The sequence below is a fragment of the Segatella copri DSM 18205 genome, assembly GCF_025151535.1.
GTDB classification, from domain to species: Bacteria; Bacteroidota; Bacteroidia; order Bacteroidales; family Bacteroidaceae; genus Prevotella; species Prevotella copri.
In genome coordinates this window covers 3094164-3113356 of sequence record NZ_CP102288.1, presented here as the reverse complement: position 1 = coordinate 3113356, position 19193 = coordinate 3094164, and the positions used below count along the sequence as shown (strand labels likewise).

Annotated in this window: 8 protein-coding genes; all 8 read right to left on the bottom strand. The window is 46.7% G+C overall.

The window, feature by feature from the left end; all coding sequences use genetic code 11:
- Positions 1-4: 4 nt before the first annotated feature.
- Complete coding sequence (locus NQ544_RS12995) at positions 5-2941, bottom strand: SusC/RagA family TonB-linked outer membrane protein (RefSeq protein WP_006847594.1); 2937 nt, start codon at positions 2939-2941, stop codon at positions 5-7.
- Between the two features lie 1000 nt (positions 2942-3941).
- Complete coding sequence (locus tag NQ544_RS12990; RefSeq protein WP_006847595.1) at positions 3942-6821, bottom strand: two-component regulator propeller domain-containing protein; 2880 nt, start codon at positions 6819-6821, stop codon at positions 3942-3944.
- Between the two features lie 142 nt (positions 6822-6963).
- Positions 6964-9414 (bottom strand): glycoside hydrolase family 2 TIM barrel-domain containing protein, encoded by a 2451-nt coding sequence (locus NQ544_RS12985; protein WP_228023633.1) that lies wholly within the window; start codon positions 9412-9414, stop codon positions 6964-6966.
- A gap of 4 nt (positions 9415-9418) precedes the next feature.
- A complete protein-coding gene (locus NQ544_RS12980; RefSeq protein WP_006847598.1) occupies positions 9419-10513 on the bottom strand; it encodes a glycoside hydrolase family 53 protein in 1095 nt (364 codons plus the stop codon).
- A gap of 18 nt (positions 10514-10531) precedes the next feature.
- Positions 10532-11941, bottom strand: coding sequence for a DUF5111 domain-containing protein (locus NQ544_RS12975; RefSeq protein ID WP_006847599.1), 1410 nt, complete (start codon positions 11939-11941; stop codon positions 10532-10534).
- A gap of 12 nt (positions 11942-11953) precedes the next feature.
- Entirely contained in the window at positions 11954-13666 is a 1713-nt protein-coding gene (locus NQ544_RS12970) for a RagB/SusD family nutrient uptake outer membrane protein (protein ID WP_006847600.1), read from the bottom strand.
- An 18-nt stretch (positions 13667-13684) separates the two neighbouring features.
- Positions 13685-16651 carry a SusC/RagA family TonB-linked outer membrane protein gene (locus tag NQ544_RS12965; RefSeq protein WP_006847601.1) on the bottom strand — a complete coding sequence of 989 codons (2967 nt, stop codon included), beginning with the start codon at positions 16649-16651 and terminating at the stop codon, positions 13685-13687.
- Between the two features lie 200 nt (positions 16652-16851).
- On the bottom strand, positions 16852-19176 hold the full coding sequence (locus NQ544_RS12960; protein ID WP_006847602.1) for a pectate lyase family protein: 2325 nt from the start codon (positions 19174-19176) through the stop codon (positions 16852-16854).
- Positions 19177-19193 lie beyond the last annotated feature (17 nt).

The following is a 19193-nucleotide window of genomic DNA, read 5'->3' as shown; positions in this document are numbered from 1 at the left end:
TTGGTTAGAATTGCAATTCAACACCCAGAGTAAACTGGCGTGATGCCGGATACTGTGCCTGGTAAATATTGGATGAAACCTCAGGATCCAGACCGTTGAAACCGGTTACGGTGAAGAGGTTCTGTGCCTGACCGTAGATTCTGACCATAGAGAAGAAGTTGGTCTTGCGCAACAGACTCTGTGGCAATGAATAGGACAGACTGAGATTCTTCAGACGGAGGAACGATGCATTCTCCAAGAAGCGGTCGTCGAGCTGGGTTACCTCGCCCCAACGTGGGATGTCGGTAATATCGCCTGGCTGCTTCCAGCGGTCGTACAACAGACGGTTTGACTGGTTGTAAGCAGTACCGAAGGTTACACCGCTCTCCTCGAAGTAACGGTCGTTGTTAATCACGTAGCGTGTACCGATCCAGCTGAACTGGGCAGAAAGCTGCAAGCCCTTCCAACGGAAGCTTGTACCGAAACCGCCCATCCAAGGTGCATCATAGGTCTTGCCTGTCATCACCTTGTCGCTCTCACGGAACTCGTTGGTCACGTTGCCATCCTTATCATACCAGAGCTGCTCACCATTCGCTGGATTCACACCGGCATAACGGTTCAGGAAGAACTCGCTTACTGAGTGACCTACCACATACTTCAAACCGGTGGTTGAGTTTACATACTCGGTTACACCGTTATAGAGTTCCTTCAATCGGTTCTGGTTGTAAGATACGTTGGCACTTACATTCCAGGTAAAGTCGCGTGTGCGGATAACATCACCGTCAGCACTCAGCTCGATACCCTTGTTAGCCATCACACCTACGTTCTTCCAGCGATAGCCCTCGCCGGTTACGGTATAAGACTCAGGAACGCGCATCAGCATATTAGAGGTACGCTTGTAGTAAGCCTCGAAGCTGAAGTTGATTCTGTCGAGGAAGCCCAAACGGAGGGCGAAGTTGTTTGCCCATGTTGACTCCCAACCCAATTCCTCGTTACCACTCTGTGATGGAGAGAAACCGGCAGTATTATCGTAGTTGGCACCACCCGATACCAGAGCCAGATGATAATAGTTAGGAATCTCAGAATTACCCGATGTACCGGTACTTACGGCAATCTGGGCTGTGCTGAGCCACTTCATATCCTTCAGCCAGTCGGTTGACTTCACGTTATACATGAAACCGAGCGACCAGAATGTACCCCAGCGATGATCCTTACCGAAACGTGAAGAAGCATCGGTACGCAGAGAGAAGTCGGCATAGTAGAGCTCCTTATAGTTATACTCGCCACGCATGAAGAATGACAGGTAAGAGTAGTCAGAAGATGAATCTGCCCAGCGGCTGGCACGTGTACCAGATGATACGTTGGTCAGGAGATCGCTGGTCTGACCCTTGGAATATACCTGGAAACCCTCTGAGTGGAAATTGACAGCCTCCTGACCCAGCATCACGTTGAACGAATGGATATCGTTCAGGGTGAAACGGTAGTTAGCCGTAGTAGTCTCTGTCAGGTTGATGGCATCGCTGCTCTGGCGTGCCGCAGTACCCTGTCCGTTATTTGAAGAGAGACTTGGGAACGACTGGAGGAACGCTGTAGAATGGGTGAAATCGGCACCGAACTGAGTACGGATAGTCAGATTCTCTATCGGATAGATTTCAGCATACATGGTAGAGAGCACCTTATATTTCTTGTTCTTGATAGGATTCAAGCCCATGTAAACGATAGGGTTCTCGCTGGTTCCAGCCCAGTTGCCTGCTGAAAGTGAAGCCAGACTGCCATCCTTGGCATAAGGATTCCAGTAAGGCTGCATGAATCGGCATGCTGAGATAGGAGTAACGGTAGTATAGCTACCGTCGTCAGCCTGCTGAGCCTCTTCATAGGCAGCCATGGTGTTGGTACCTACCTTCAACCACTTGCCAGCCTTTACATCAGCATTGGTGCGGATGTTGTAACGGCGGAAGGTTGAATTCTGTGCGATACCATCCTGATCGTAGAAACCACCAGAAACATAGTAGTTCAAGCGGTCGGTAGCACGGTTGATAGAGAGTTCGTAGCTCTGCAGCGGAGCGCGGTCGTTGAACACCTCGTCCAGCCAGTTTACGTTTACTCTTGAAAGGAGATTGTAATCCTTACCTGTATCCAGACCTACTTCTTTCTCAAACTGGATACGCTCGTCGGTATTCATCATTTTCCAGTTGGTCTGTGCCAACTCAGAGAAACCATACTGTGCACGGAGCGTAATCTTCGCCTTGTCCATTGACAAGCCTCGCTTGGAAGTGATGACAACCACACCATTGGCAGCACGTGCACCATAGATTGAGGTAGAAGAGGCATCCTTCAATACAGAGATACTTTCGATATCGTTAGGACTCAAGGTATTGAAATCAGAACTTGAGATTGGCACGCCGTCGAGGATAAAGAGTGGCGACTTGCCGGAGTTGATAGAGTTGGTACCACGGATCTGGAAGGTAGCCGCCTTGCTAGGTTCACCCGAAGAAGAGATGACCTGCAAACCAGTACTCTGTCCCTGCAAAGCTTGGTCGAAGCTTGCCGCCGGCACATTTTCTATCTTTTCAGACTTTACGGCAGACACGGAACCCGCAATGGTTCCCTTCTTTCTCACGCCATACGCCACCACAACCACTTCATCCATCATCTTGGAATCCGAAGCAAGGGTGATGTTGAGCGTATTAGTCTGCGCTTTCACAACGTGCTTCTGCGTAACGCAACCCACATAAGAGTAGGCAAGCGTAGCCTTCGAAGCACCCTTAATTTCGATGGTATAGTTACCGTCAATATCGGTCACTACGCCATTTGATGTTCCCTCTTGCATAATGGTCACACCAATCATCGGTTCGTTGTCTTCAGCAGACACGACTGTACCCTTGACGCTGAAACTCTGCGCCAAGACCGATTGGATAGACAACAATACAAGTGAGACAAGTAAAAGAGTTAATCTTCTCATCCTTGTTTGTTTCAAGTTTATTAATTAATAATTATCATTTTTTCTCATTTTTTTCTCGTTTGGTAAAAGCCGAAAGCACTCAGGGCAACACTTCGCCCCTCCATTTATACATTCTTTCACTAAAATGCACGCATGGAAATACCTATTTAACTTAAATCGGTGCAAAATTACGAATATTTTCTTATTTGCCCAAGATAATCGCTTAAAATTTAAATAATTAACACGAAATATCTATCTTTTTTAGCATATTTGCTCATAAATTTAGTTAATTGTTGGTTTTTTGTCACATCCGATTACAGTTTGCAAAAACAAGTTCAATACACACTTTTTTTTGTTTCTATGCAGCCGTTTTCATAATGCTGAAATTACGTCCCGACGTATCTTGTACTACGTCCGGACGTATCTTTTGCTGCGTCGGGACGTAGCAAATGCTACATCGGGACGCATTTTTTACTGCATCGGAACGTATTTTTCTTCCTTTGTTGCCAAGTAAAATTGCAAAAAACGATTGAAAAAGCCTAATATTGAACCGAAAAATCAGCGTTTTTGCTCAATATCATCTTAGTTTTCACCCCAAAATCCATCTAAAACACCGATATTTTGCTGGTTTTAGGCAAAATGTGGCAACAGGTGGCAATAAGGTGACAACAGAAACACCCCTTATTGCCACTCGTTATTCGCTTATAATCAAAGAGTTAAGTATAAGTGTGGCAGATGTGGTATTAAGTTAGAGAAAATATACACATGTAATACAACTGAATACTGATATAGTTCAGTCAGCTAACATAAGTGGTTCTGTCTGCTGACGCAAGTAGCTCAATCAGCTGAATCAAGTAGCTCCGTCAGCTGACGCAGATATCTCGACAAGCCGAAGGATACGTCTCCATTAGCCTACGGAGTCGTATCCGTAACCCAACGGAGTCGTATCCGTAACCCCACACAGCCATATTCTTAACCCCACACAGCCATATCTATAGGCAAACGGAAGCACATCATTTATTTACCTCTTCACCTTCATGTATTCCGTAGGAGTCATGCCATACTCCTTGGAGAAGCATTTGGAGAAATAACTGCTGTTGGAAAAACCAACGGTATACATCACCTCGGAAACACTGAACTTGCCCTGGCTCAGGAGCTCGGCAGCACGGTTCATACGCATCTCACGGATATACTCTACAGGCGTACGGCCCGTTATCGCCTTCATCTTGCGATACAGCTGTTTGCCACCTATGCCTATCACATCCTGCAACATCGAAACATTGAAGTCAGAATCGATCATGTGCTTCTCTATCGCTTCATTGATCTCTTCGAGCAGACGCTTGTCTGACACATCCAACTCGCTGACATCTACTTCCTTCTTTTCCTCTTCAGAAGATTCAGAGCGTGCAGGAACTGGTTCTGAGGATGATGACTCAGGCTCAGATTCAGGCGAAGCGGATAAGCCAGTAGCAACAGCTGATGGCTCCTCTGGCATCTTCACATTCAGGTAGCGGACCATCAGAGCTGTCACCTCATCAAATGAACGATGAGCTACGGCAGCCTTCAAATCTTCCGTCAGACGGTTGAAGAAGTCAATACGCATCTGTACCTGCTCCAACACCTCAGCCTTCTGCTTCTGGGCATCAGCCAGTTCCTTGCGCAGAAAATACCAGCTTACCAGCCATGCCACAAACACGATGAGTGCCGTGATATAGAAGAGCTTGCACCAGAAGGAGAGATACCAAGGCGGCAGGACGGAGATGTCGAGCGAATAAACCTCGGCAGCTATCTTGCCTTCACCATCCACGGCATGAACCGTAAGATGATAATCGCCATACGACAAACCATTGTAGGTGATATCGATATTGCCTGAGTTCAGATAATGCCAGTCGTGGTCGCTGCCTTCGAGTTTGTAAGCATAAACGGCTGAAGGATGATCAGCAAAAGGAAGGTCGGTGAGCTGCAGGGTGAAGTTATTCTCATCACTCTTCAGTTTCAGGATTTCTCCACGCTCCTCACAAGCCTGTCCGTTTACGATGATTCCTGCCAGCATCAGGCGGGTAAACAGCTTAGGCTTCTGTGCTACATCGGAACTGATTGCTACATAGCCGTCATTACCGCCCATCATTACCTCATGAGTCTGTCTGCTGTAACAGATGTTGAGCGGCACAACAGAAGGAATCATGAAGCGCTGGCTCTCGCCCTCAGGATTGATTACGCAGCATTCATTGCCCGATACCACCCATATCTTGCCTTCCACATCGCACATGGTACTTACCTTGCCACCAATCTGCCATGTCTTGGAAGAAAAGCTGTTACCCAGCACAGTACCGGCTACATAATAACAGGTTACCGAATTGTTATCACCCATCCAGATATTGCCCTTGCTGTCTGCCATCAGATAGTTGACAACATCTGAGTTAGCTACCTGCACCACCTTCATATCGTTCGGATTGATGCAGTCGAGACGGGTATAGGTAGAAACCCAAATCCTACCCTTTCCATCCATCACCATCTGACCTACATGCAGACCAGAGAGCGCATTCTTTCCCTTGTCCGAGTAATGCCAGTCGGCTATGGTCTTGCCGCTCAGAAGAGCCGCCTTATCCATCACGAAGACACCGCCCTGATAAGAACCCATCCATATTCTGCCCTTCTTGTCCTGGAGAATATCGTAAGCCCAGGCAGTAGAATACTTGCCACTCTTATCGTAGACGATGAAGTTGCGCATCTGACGGGAACTGCGGTCATAGAAGTTGATGCCATGGTCGGTACAGATCCATACATCGCCGTCATGGTCTTCATAAATCTTGCGTACACGGTTATGACTCAGCGGGAAGGCAGAGCTGTTCTGCTTGTACCATGCCACATTCTGATAGCCTTCAGCATTCCGGGTGAAATGAATCAGACCGTTGGTACCGCCCATCCACCATTCGCCGTTACGGGTCTGGAGCATGGCATGGAGACAGTTGCCCTCACCCGACATCGTAATCTTATCGAGCGATACATAGCGGTAATAGGTATGGGTAGTGAGACGGGAGAGTCCATTGTCAGTACCCACCCATACATTCTGCCATTTATCTACAAAGCAAGCCCAGACGATGTTGTTAGGAATAGAAGTATCATCGCGGGAATCGTGGATATAATGGGTGATGGCATTGGAGAGTGCCATCTGATAGAGTCCGTTATCTGTTCCGATATAGAGATTGCCGGCAGCATCTGTAGAAAGACATTTGATGGAATTGCCGTTCAGAGCTGGAATCTGTGAGAAGTTCCTGAGTTGCAGATCGGCACAATAGAGAGCGCCCTCGGTACCAATCCAGTAGCATCGGCGCTTGGCATCATAGGCGAGCGCATTGACCAGCGGCTGTTCTCCGGCACGGAGCGGAATCAGTCTGCTGCCGAGATGCAGACCAGCGAGCGAACCTACGAGCAAGCCTCGCGGAGTAGAGAGCAAGGCATAGACATCGCCACCGAAGTCAGTCTTACCACCCTTGATATCGAGCACACGGAGTTCCTTCAGCTGCTTGCGCTTCGCCTTATCGGCAAAAGCCTTCATGGCTGGTGTTTCGGCATATTGATAAGATTGCGTATCGAATTTCAGGATGCCGTTGCCAGTAGCCAGATAGAGCATCCTGCCCTCGAAACCGAGCGCATTGACACGCGTATTGCTGAATGTATGTTCCTGAAAATGGCGGTAGCCATGATAACCATCATAGCTGTAAAGACCGTTGTCGGTTCCGAGCCATATCATTCCATCACTGTTCTGGGTAATGGCACAAACTGTCTGAGCACCTTCAAGGGAGGTGTTTACGAAACGCTGCGCATGGATGGCGAGCGAAACAAAGAGCATAGCAATTGCCATGCTGATGCGAGATATAGGTTCTTTTGACTTTTTCATGTGTGCAAATTTACACAATATTCATGATAACGCCAAAAAATATCGGAGAAAATTTATAAAAAAAAGAAGAGGGAGTGTCATAAGTATCATGCCAAGAGTATAAATAAGGCACGGATTACGAGTGTAATCCGTGCCTATCATCTTATATTGCCTGGAGCGTAATCGACTGTTCGATATTTCGCTTGCTGTCTTTTACCTTCAGGATGATGTCGCCCTTCTGCTTGCTACTCTGTACGATGACAACGAGTTTGCCGGAGAAGAGTTTCATCTGAGGCTGGGTGAACGGTTCGAGCGATGTGGCATCGCCATTGCAGGCTGCCTTGAAAGTGCCGGCACCACTCACCTCGAAGGTCAGTTCGTCATCGGCAAGCGGACATTCATTGCCGTCCTTATCCTGCAGACTCACGGTGATGAAAGCAAGGTCGTTGCCATCGGCATTCAGAAGCACATTGTGCTCATCGGTACAGCCTTCTACCATGCAGGCAATAGGCTCATGATCAGGAGTTTCTACACTGAACTTCATCTGTGCAGGCTCGCCGGCAGTACGCTTCACGTCCTCACCTATCTTATCGCCATACTGGTTGTAGGTAACCACGCGAATCTCACCCGGTTCATACTTCACGTTGTTCCAGCGGAGGCGATAGCGGTCCAGACGGCTTGACTTGTCCTTGCGAACTCTGCCCTGGCTCTTGCCGTTTACAAAAAGCTCGCCTTCCACACCATCGGTGTAGCAATATACAGGGGTAACCTGTCCTTCCCTGCCCTTCCAGTTCCAGTGAGGGAGAAGATGGGTGGTATGCTGCTGCTCGTTCCAGCGGGCACGATACATATAGTAGCGGTCCTTTGGAAGTCCGGCAAGGTCGCAGATGCCGAAGTAGCTGCTACGGCTTGGCCAGTAGGTATCGTAAGGAGTCGGCTCGCCCAGATAGTCGTAACCGGTCCATACAAACTCACCGATTACCCAACTGTAGTCATCCTGCATCTTCCAGTCATCATCCGGAAGATTACTCCAGGAACAATATTCGGTGTCATAGCTTGAGCACTGACCATCAGGATAGGTAGCCTTATCACTTACCACTACTGGGAACTTGTATACGCCACGGGAGCTGACCGTAGAGGCGGTTTCAGAACCGAGGAGGAAGCCCTGAGGCAACTGCTCTATATTCTTAAAATATTTATGTACGCGATAATTGAAGCCCGGTACATCCATTACCTGGGCAAATCCGCTCTTCAAGGCATCCTCAGCCTTGTCCATACCCTGGGTAACAGGACGGGAAGGGTCGTACTGATGACAGATATCCTGCAGATGCTTGGCTATCTCCATACCCTCCTTGCTCCACTGTTCAGGAATCTCGTTACCGATGCTCCACATCACGATGCTAGGATGGTTGCGGTGGTGCTTTACCAGATTTGTGATATCTTTATCGCTCCACTCCTTGAAGAACTTGGCATAGCCATTCTTGCATTTAGGATAAATCCACATATCGAAACTCTCTGCCATTACCATCATACCAAGGGAATCGCAGAGTTCCATCTGCATGGTAGAAGGCATGTTGTGGGCAGTACGGATGGCGTCGCAACCCATCTGCTTCATCATCTTGATCTGGCGGATGAGGGCAGCCTTGTTCTCTGCTGCGCCCAATGGACCGAGGTCGTGGTGCAGACAGACACCCTTCAGTTTGCGGGTGATGCCATTGAGCTGGAAACCATTATTCTTGGATACGGCAATGGTGCGGATACCGGTCTTCAGGGTCTGCACATCAGCCACCTTCTTTCCTTCATATCGGGTAAGCTTTACCTGATAGAGGTAAGGAGATTCCGGAGACCAGAGCTGAGGATTCGCCACCTTCAGAGTAGTCTTGATTTCAGGATTGGCACCTGTGACGATCTGCTCGGCAACCTTCTTGCCAGCCTCATCCAACAGGGCGATGACGGTCTTGCCCGACTTACCAGTCTTTCCTTCAAGCAGCGCATTTACTTCTACTTCAGCTTCCTGCTTATCAGCTTTCAGGGTACGCACGAAGGTATCCCAGGTAGAGAAGTTCTCGTTGCCATAGAGTTCTACGGAAACCGGACGGTAAAGACCGCCTCCCGGATACCATCGGCTGCTCTCCTCTACATTATTAAGATGTACCTCGATGAGATTACTCTTACCAAACTGGATGAAAGGTGTGATGTCGATGCGGAAGGCATTGTAGCCGTAAGCCCATCTGCCTGCCTCCTTGCCATTGACGCTGACAACAGGCTGGCTCATGGCACCGTCGAAGACGAGTACGGCACGCTTATAGCCCTTAGGGGCCGTCCAGTTCATCTTATACATACCCTCACCTATCCAAGGCAGCGCACCAGAACGTCCCGACTTCTCGGTCTTTTCGGTTTCGCCATTCTGCTCGATGGCCACCATCTGCAGGTCCCATTTCTTATCAAAAGGTCCCGAGATAGCCCAATCGTGCGGAACAGCTACCTGCTGCCACGCCTTGCCATCACGGGAGAAGTCCCATGAAGGCAGGTTTATTATTTTTCGGCTCTGCGCCTGGCACAGCGTAGTGAGTGCCAGGGCAAGAGTCATGAAAGTAATGCTTCTCTTGATCATATTGCTATTTAATATTTTTATATGCATCAAATACGGCAGTTGGTTTGCCGCTGTTGTCGAACGCTCCCTTGGTATATGCAGACCAACCCAGAGTGATATAGTTGGCTGGCTTCCAGTTGTTGTAAACTTCTGGTTCCCAATAGAAGACACCTTCGCAGGTAGAAATCTTCTTACAGCCATCCACCATCTTCTTCATCAATGGCGCAGCCTGGTCAGAGCCCCACCACATACCGATTTCAGAGATGATGACGTCCTTGCCATACATGGAAGAAAGAGTCTGGATGTTAGAGAGACAACTCTCTGCATAACTCTGCCAGTTATCATCTTCCGGATAAAGAGACAGTCCGATGACATCCCATTTTCCACCATTTTCCTTCAGCTTATCGTAGAGCCAGGTAAGACCACCGAGGTCCTGTCCTTGATCTACATGCACGATGACCTTTGCATTAGGATAAACTTCCTTTACAGCATCATATCCGACGTTGATATAAGCAGCAAAGTTGGCTGCATTCTTAGATACCTGACCGGTTACAGCCTCATCGCTATTCCAGAGCATACCGTCGCGGGTTTCATTACCCACCTGTACCCACTCTACGTTGGTTACACCTCTATCCTTCAAGGCTTTCAACACATCCTTGGTATGATCAGCCACAGCCTGTTTCATCTGTTCGGCAGTATAGCCCTGCCATGCAGCAGGAACTTTCTGGTTGCCCGGGTCAGCCCAGGTATCAGAATAGTGGAAGTCAATCATCAGACGGAAGCCGAGCTGCTGAGCTCGCCAAGCCTTGGCGATGACATCATCCTTGCCACACCAGCCACCTTCCGGATTTACCCAGACACGCAGACGGATGGAATTGGTTCCCTCTTCGCGGAGGAGCTTCATGCATTCTGTAGCCTTGCCATTCTGATTATAGAATTTCACACCATCCTTCTCCATTTCTGTGAGCCAACTTACATCGGCGCCCTTGGCGAAGCCACTCATATCGTATATCTTCTCCTTTTCAGAAGTGGTATTATCATCATTGCTGCAACTCGTGCCCGTGATAGAAAACAAGAGTGCTGAAGCCAGCAATATGGCTTTTCCAAATATATTCTTCATTGCTATTTTTCTTATTAATTATTCATACTTCCATGTCATGGTGTTGAGGTCAACTGTAATCGTTGCCGATTCCATGCTTTTAGCATCATCATTAAACCAGATGTCCCAACCTTGGCGATTGCTATCATCTTCCTCCTTATAAAGAGAGAATTGGCTGTTAGGAACAGAACCATAACATACTCGTTTGTCATCTATATCATCTCCTATAAAATAGAAACGCATATCATATAGATTCGACAAATCGTAGGTACATGTATATACGCCTTCACTCACCTTGGTAAAGGTTGCATACAAAGTACTGCCATCTTTCGAGAACATACCGATAGTATTACTGATGGTTGGTTTCGGAGTTGTCTGATCTCCCGATACGATAGAATAAGTCAAATCACTCTTATCTCCAACCTTCACGGTTATGGTATAAGTACCCGCCGTAGGTATATTCACGCTACCAGCGTTCTCTGAATCTGTCATCTTGCCATCAGCCAAAGTATAGTTCAATGTCTTCTCAACGGCTGCAGCATCTTCTGTACCAGTAGCCTTGCTGTACTCTGCACCTGTAGCTACAATGCTGACTGGAGTATTATCGGCTGTGGTTGTAATCACCTTGGTCCAAGCATAGTTAGGAGCATCATAGGTCATATCTTCACCATTCAACTGCATCGACTTGATGTAAGTTGGCTTAAGTTCCTTAGCTTTTGTATCAAGAACTGTATAATAAATACCTGTCTGACCTGGGAACCAGATGTTCCATGCAGACTCAGTATTATCCATTTCGTACACATGACCATCTTGTCCTACATTACCCCAAATGGTACCATCATTTTCCTTACCCCAGATATGGAACCAAGAAGAGGCATTCATATAGCCAGAATAAACTCCATCAGAATTAGGAGAATAGAGTTTTGTCAGAACTTGTTCCTTATTCTCATTCAGGATATTGATGTAGCTCATATCAATGAGGTATGGAGTAACCTTTACCTGGCAGACATTGCTGTAAGCGGCATCAAGATTGGCACCCATCTGACTCTTGATACGGAAATAAAGAGGTGAACTCACATCAGGAGACAAGCCGAGATCCTTGGCTGCAGCATTGAGGTCTGCACCGGTGAAAGCCTTGGAAAGGTCGGTTACGGTGTATTCCTTTTCTGAAGTAAAGTTCTCTGAGGCTGATACCTGCAGATAAGTTTTCAGCACTCCACTGCCCGCAGGCTTGGTTTCATCGCTCGAAAGCAAGGTAGGATTCTGCCAAGCTAACGAGAGGACAACGTCCTTACTGTTATCTACAGACAGCTTCACATCGGATGCCGATGCCATCAGATCGGATGCCTTGAAGCCATCCAGATATATCTTGTCGCCACTCTCGTCGCAACTCACCAGGGCGGTGAGTGCGCAGAGAAGCATCATCAGGTTTCTAAATATCTTTTTCATTCTTTTATCCTATTAATAGTTGTCGTTATGAAGATTTGGATTGGCGGTAAGCTCGGTGTTAGGGATTGGATAGATGTTGTACTTGCTATCCACTGCCTGTCCGTCGTGAGTTCCACCCTTCCACTGCCAGATGTACTTGTTGGTTGTGAACTGACCATAGCGAATCAGGTCGGTACGGCGATAACCTTCATGATAAAGCTCACGGGCACGCTCATCGAGGATGAACTGGAGGAAGGCTTCTTTTGATGAGAAGTTCTCTTTCCATACTTGTCCTCTAGGATTTCCATTTTCATCTTTTCCATATGCACGCTCGCGGAGAAGGTTAATCCAATAGATAGCGCCCTTCTTACGGCTTTCAATTACAGTTTGATCGTTAATATTGATACCTCCATTCCAAGGATCCCAATCCAGTGGTTTATCATTAGCATCTTTACAACGAACCACGCACTCGGCATACATCAGATAGACATCTGCCAAACGGAAGAGAGGGAAATCGGTTTCTACACCTGCATCGGCAGTATTAGATGCTGCAGTAATGCCATCATCCTTCAGGTTGCTCCACTTCTCAGAAAGATAACCGGCGGTTTCTGTAGTCATGCTGGAAATATCCTTGCTCTGACCATTGGTGAAGAACTTGCAACGCTTGTCACCGTCGTCGCCGCCATCAATATCGGTCTGGGTAAACTTATCCACGAACTCAGGACGAAGACGGAATTCACTCCAACCGGCAGTTACACCATAATCGGCTACATTCTGGTTAGCATTCGACAGACTCACCTGTCCGCAAACCAGATAGGTAGAAGAACCCCAGCTTACAATATGCTCAGCACTTACCGGCAAGGCGAAGATAATCTCGTTGGTACGTTTGTCGTTATCAGCATTGAAGAGCTTGCTGTAATCAGACTCCAAAGAGTAGCCCATATCCATCACCTTCTCACAAGCCTCCTTGCACTCAGCATATTTGTCAACGCCAGTATAAACCTCGCTGTTCAGATAAAGCTTGGCAAGCAAGGTATAGGCAGCACCCTGAGAAGCCTGACCGTAAGGACAGGTAGAAGCAGGAAGCATATCACCTACACAATCCTTCAACTCGCTCTCAATATAATCGAATGTCTGCTGAGGAGTATAACGAGGAGGAATGTAGCTGCCAACAGGGTCATTCTCTGTCACCATCGGAATGTTGCGATAGAAATCGAGGGCATGGTAATAGAACAGAGCGCGCATAAAACGGACTTCTGCCTTATACTCCTTCATCTTCTCAGCATCAGCACCCGAGAAATTGGCACTGTTGGCATTGCGCAGGAACTCGTTGCAGAGGGCGATGTTGTAGTAGATACGATAATACATATCTGATACCCACGCATCGTTGGCATCCCAGGAAAGATAAGTAAGCCCCGTAGTCTGCTCACCAGTCAGCCAGGTAGAGGCAAATTCATCGGTACCACACTCCTGCATATTGATAAACATACGCATGTAGTCGAAACCTGCTCCTTTGTTCAATACGGATTCCATATCCTTATTATCGCCGCCCTTGCCCTGACCACTGGTCACCATGGCAGCATAAATCTTACCCAGCACAGCCTCATAATTGGCAAGCGAGGTATAAACATCCTTAGAGGTTGTCTCTGTATGAGGATATTGGTCGAGATCGGAAACACAGCTGGTTGTGCCTGTCAGCACCGCTGTTCCCATCATCATACTATATAATATATTCTTAAGTTTCATTGTTATCTGTTTTGATTGTTAGAACTGAAGTCCGAGGCTTACTGAGTAAGTGCGAGGACGTGGATAGAATGAGTTGTCCATTCCGTTTGGCACCTCAGGGTCTGTACCTGAGTAACCGGTGATGGTGAATACATTCTGTACCATCGCAGATACGGTAAGTGAAGCCCACTTGTTGATCTTACCTACGTTGTAACTCAAACTCAGGTTGTCGAGTTTCAGGAACGAAGCATTCTCTACATAGTAATCTGAGAGATACTGACGGGTCTTGAAACCTGTCTTCAGGAAACTGGTGTTGAGATTATTGAGCTGTGAGTTGTTGTAGCTTACTGTCTCAAAAGCACCTGTACTCATACCCATACCGTTGTATACATAGTTGTCGATGTTGGCACGGAAACTCATACCGAGTGTCAGCTGCTTGTATCTCAATGATGTACTCAATCCCATGATGTACTTAGGGGCTGGAGAATGATAGCGGTAGAGATCAGACTCATTGATTTCGCCATCGTTGTTGAGATCAGCATAAGCACCCTCGATTGGCTTGCCTGTCTTAGAGTCGTAGAGCTGATGATATACATAGAACATGTATGGCTCATATCCCTCTGAGAGTACCTGAAACTGGTAAGCATCGATAGATGGACCTACCTTCACGTTGGTCTGGCTTCCACCCTTTGTGAGTGAGAGGTTCTTCACCTTCATGTCCTGCCAGGTGAAGTTGTAGCTCAGATTCCACTCCCAGTCCTTGGTTTGGATAGGGGTTGCATTCAGAGAAACCTCAATACCCTTGCTGTCCACATTACCTACGTTGGTAAGGATAGTCTTTGAGAAGTTGGTACCAGCTGCTGTTGGTACAGATGCCAACAGGTCCTTGGTCTTACGGGTATAGAAATCGATGGCACCACCGATACGACCATCCAGGAATCCGAAATCGAGACCGAAGTTCCAGGAGGTTGTAGTCTCCCACTTTAAGTCTGATACGTATGCCTCAGGACGGTAAGTATTGATATACTGTCCGTTGATGAATGCTTCGGCACCTGTCACGCTGTAGGTATAAACCGGCAGATAGTTGTAGTTGCCGATACCTTCCTGCTGACCGGTAACACCATAGCTGGCACGGAGTTTCAAGTTAGAAAGTACCTTCTGGTTCTTCAACCAAGGCTCTTCTGTCAAAGTCCAGCCCAAAGCAACAGATGGGAAAGTACCCCAACGGGTATCCTTAGAGAAACGGGAAGATGCGTCTCGACGAACGGTTGCCGTCAGGAGATACTTTCCATCGAATGAATAGTTGATACGTCCGTAATATGACAACATTACATGACGGTAATCTGATGCCTTTACGGTTGACAGGTTTGTGCCTGCCGCACTTTTGGTATAATAAAGAGGTGTAGTACTCTTCCAGTACTGGTAGTCGTAACCGGCTGTCAGATCTACATTACTCTTGATATCTTCGAAATACTTTGCATAGTTGGCATAGAGGGTAAGCAAGCGGTTCTCGTTCTTCTGAGGACCATACTTGTAATCGCTACCGCCCAAAGACTCATCCTTGTTGTAGCTCTGTGCTGCGTAGGCAGGAACATAGATGGTTCCGTCGCCCTTGGCATAGTCAGCACCCACGGTAGCATGGAGCTTGAGGTCTGGCAGGAAATGAACCTTGTAATCTACATCCATAGAACCGATGAAGCGGCTTACCTTACTCTTTGAATCATACAGATCAACCAGACCGCGAGGGTTTCTTACACCGGCATTCACTGGAACGCCATCAGCATCGAGTGCCTCATTATAGCCACCATACTTGTCGTTACCGGAATAAACCGGGATGGTTGGGTTGAATGTGGCAGCTGCCCATACGGCACCACCATTATTGAATGAGTTGTTATTGAGCGTTCCCTTGGCATTGATGGTCAACTTCAGGTGATCCTGGAAGAAGCTAGGAGTCAATACCACGTTACCTGTCCAACGCTCTACATTGTCCTTGCGAACCAGACCGCTCTGGTTGTAATAGCCTACAGACACGCGGAATGGCAACCACTTGTCGATGCTGCCGCTCACGCTGAGGTTATTATCTGTACCGAAGGCAGTACGGTAAACCACATCATTCCAGTCGGTATTGGCAGTACCGAGCAATGATTTCTGATTAGCGTCACCAAACTGGTTGATGACATTCACAAATTCATCACGGCTGAGCATATCTACCATCTGCGCACGGGTCTGCAAACTGTTGGTGGTATTGAAGTTCACCTTTACAGCACCCTGCTGTCCCTTCTTGGTAGTAATAATGATGACACCGTTAGATGCACGGGAACCATAGATGGCTGTAGAAGAAGCATCCTTCAATACAGTCATGCTCTCGATATCAGAAGGGTTGATCATGCTGAGGAAGTTGCTGCTGTTACCCGAGATACCCCCCTGCTCCAATGGCACACCATCGAGCACGATAAGAGGGTCGTTGCTGGCATTAAGAGATGCACCACCACGCACACGGATGGTACTACCGGCAGAGGCAGAACCACTGTTGGACATAATCTGTACACCCGAAACCTTACCGTTGATCAACTGTTCTGGAGAAGAAACGAGACCTTTATTAAAGTCCTTCGATTTCACGGTAGCTACGGAACCAGTCAGGTCACTCTTTCTTGCCGTACCATATCCGATGACCACGACATCAGCCAGCGCCTTGCTGTCAGATTCGAGTTTCACCTTCATATTGTCTGAGACAGAAAGTACCTTATCAATATAACCGATATAAGATACCTTGATCTTCTTGGCTGAAGAAGATACCTGAAGACTGAAGTTACCGTCAAAATCAGTAACTGTACCGCCCTTTTCGCCTTCCACCATGACAGTGGCGCCAATCAGAGCCTCACCATTCTGCGCATCAGTCACCTCACCTTTGATGGTTCTTGTCTGCGCCATGAGTTGCAGACATCCGATGACGAACAATGCCACGAGAAGCAAACTTCTCTTTGCTAAATTCTGGATTGCGTTCATTGTTTTACTTTTAGGTTGCGTTTTACGTTTAAATATTACGTTTAAAATTGTTTTCAGTTGCAAAAGTAGAGAAAAAAGAAGAAAACAGCAGATAGATTTAAGACAAAAATAAAGAAAAAACGGACAAAAGCAAATATTTATCTAGCTTTTGTCCGTTTTTTCATTAAAGAGGCAGGAATCTTTAAATCAGTTCTATACCTTTACTCTGTTACAGGTACAAGTTTAATACCGAAGAGGTTGCATGTATCCTGCTTTGTAATAGTATGAGAACCTGCATCCAATGTTACAGTCATTGTCTTAGCTGTTGAATCAATAACTGCATTTACTTCAGCAGGCTTCTTTCCATCAATTTTGGCGTTCGTCTTGGTATCTGCAGAACTGAAATAAAGGGTCATTGTGACTTTCTTATCAACCGTTACTGAGATATTAGTTGCAGACTCCATCTTTACACAAGTAGAATATGAAGTGCCGTCAATAGTAGCAGTTCCCTTATTTGTAGCATAGTTACCTGAAACTGTTACTATGCTACTTGAAGGCTTAGAATCTGTGAATGTTACCAAAACAGTACCCTCGATAGGAGTTATAATACTGCCACCTTCTGTACCACCAGTGCTACCACCTTCGCCAGAACCACCAGTGCTGCCACCTTCAGCAGAACCACCTTCGCCAGAAGCATTGCTCTCACCGAATACCTTAACAACACCAGAAGTATAAGCGTCAAGAATACTTGCCAAAGCAGGCCATGGCTGCTGGTGGCCATTGGTTACTACCGTCTCATCAGGAATAACGAAATCAATGTCACCATGATTCAAACGACCTGCACCATAGAAACCTTCTACGATAGAAGGAACATCTTCTGCCTTATCTGCAGCGTATGCATACATGAGGCTTGGGTTCGTATCGAAATTGTCGTAAGAAGTACCACCAACCAAAGTCTTTACGCTTGCAGGAACCTGCTCACTTGGATGAGAAACCTCGTAGGCATCAAAACTTGTATTGTTTTCTGCGTATGGGATATAGCTGAAGTTTGCTGGCTTGTTGGTAAATACATTGCCGTATGCCTTAATCAAACCACCTTTCTCACCAGAGAAAGTACCATCACCCTTGGCATCAGTACCCTGCAAAGAGCTCATGATAGGACGCTTAACAGCATCAAAGTAGTTAGACTCCATGAATATACTTGAACCACTGGTTGCACCAATACCATAAACATCACAATGCTGATAGTAGTTGTTGTACATGTGAACACTCATGGTACGAACGCGAGCCATACGAGAGTCTGAATGGTCGAACCAGTTGTGATGATAAGTAATCCAGTTTTCACCAGTTTCACTCTTCATACCACACATAGAAGCCTTACCATTATCCCAGAAGCGGTTGTAAGCTACAGTAACATACTTAGAATCGCCCTTGATGTCTACAGTACCGTCACCCTTAGCCTGGTCGGCAGCACTACCCTTTTTACCATAGAAGAGATCCATGTTGTGAATCCATACATGAGAGTTATTGGTATCAAGAGACATGGCATCATCCAGACAACGCATGATAGCAAAGTTACGGAACTCTACACTCTCAGCCTCTCTAAGCAAGAAGCCGAAGCCATATACGGTAGCATCATCACCGACACCTTCGAATGTCATATTCATCATAGCTCCCTTAATCTGCAATCCTTCAGCAGAACTTGAAATGTGATCCAAATCAGAAAGATTTACCTTACCGATGATACGGAAGGCGATAGGAGTAGTATCCTTGCCCTTAGAATAAGCATCAATAATAGACTGAAGACCTGTAATCGTCTCAAGCTTACCCGTATTAACGGTTGTAGAAACGGTCTTAGCTGTCTTGGCTGTAATATACAGAACCTTAGCACCAGCCTTCAAAGTACCATCATTATTATAAGCACCTACACCATCATACTTGAAATGAGCAAAGCCCTCACGGTTGTAGCTCTTTACAACCAAGTTAGAAGCAGTATTGGCACCAGCAATCTCTTTACCGTCAGCATTTACAGGAACAACCTTTACAGAATAAGTGCCTTCCTTCAAACCGAGAACATCAGCACGATAGTAAGATTTATACTGACGAACCAGTTGAGCATCAATCTTCTTGTCATCTACATATACATTATAAGAAGAAGCACCCTCGAATGGAGCCCACTTCAGGTAGGCAGACTCCTGCCAGCCCTTTGCCTCAGTAATCTGAATCACACCTGCAGGATTGTCAATATCACCACTTTCGCCCTGATCGGCCTTCTTAGCAAATCTGATGGCTTGAACTGAAGCATTGTACTCATCATTCTCTGAACCTGATTTAGGTGTGATGATTGCCTTATCACCTTCGAACTTCACACTTGTCAAGTCTGCAGTATTATAATACTTTACATCACCCGACTTGGTGGTAACATACATCTGGTTCACCTTGCTGTTACGAGCCACGGCATGGGTAATCTTAAATGTCGAAGTCTGTGCCAAAGCTGCACTCAAACTCATCAAGAGGAGTGCCAAAGTAAATACCATTTTCTTCATTGTTCAATCCTCCTTTT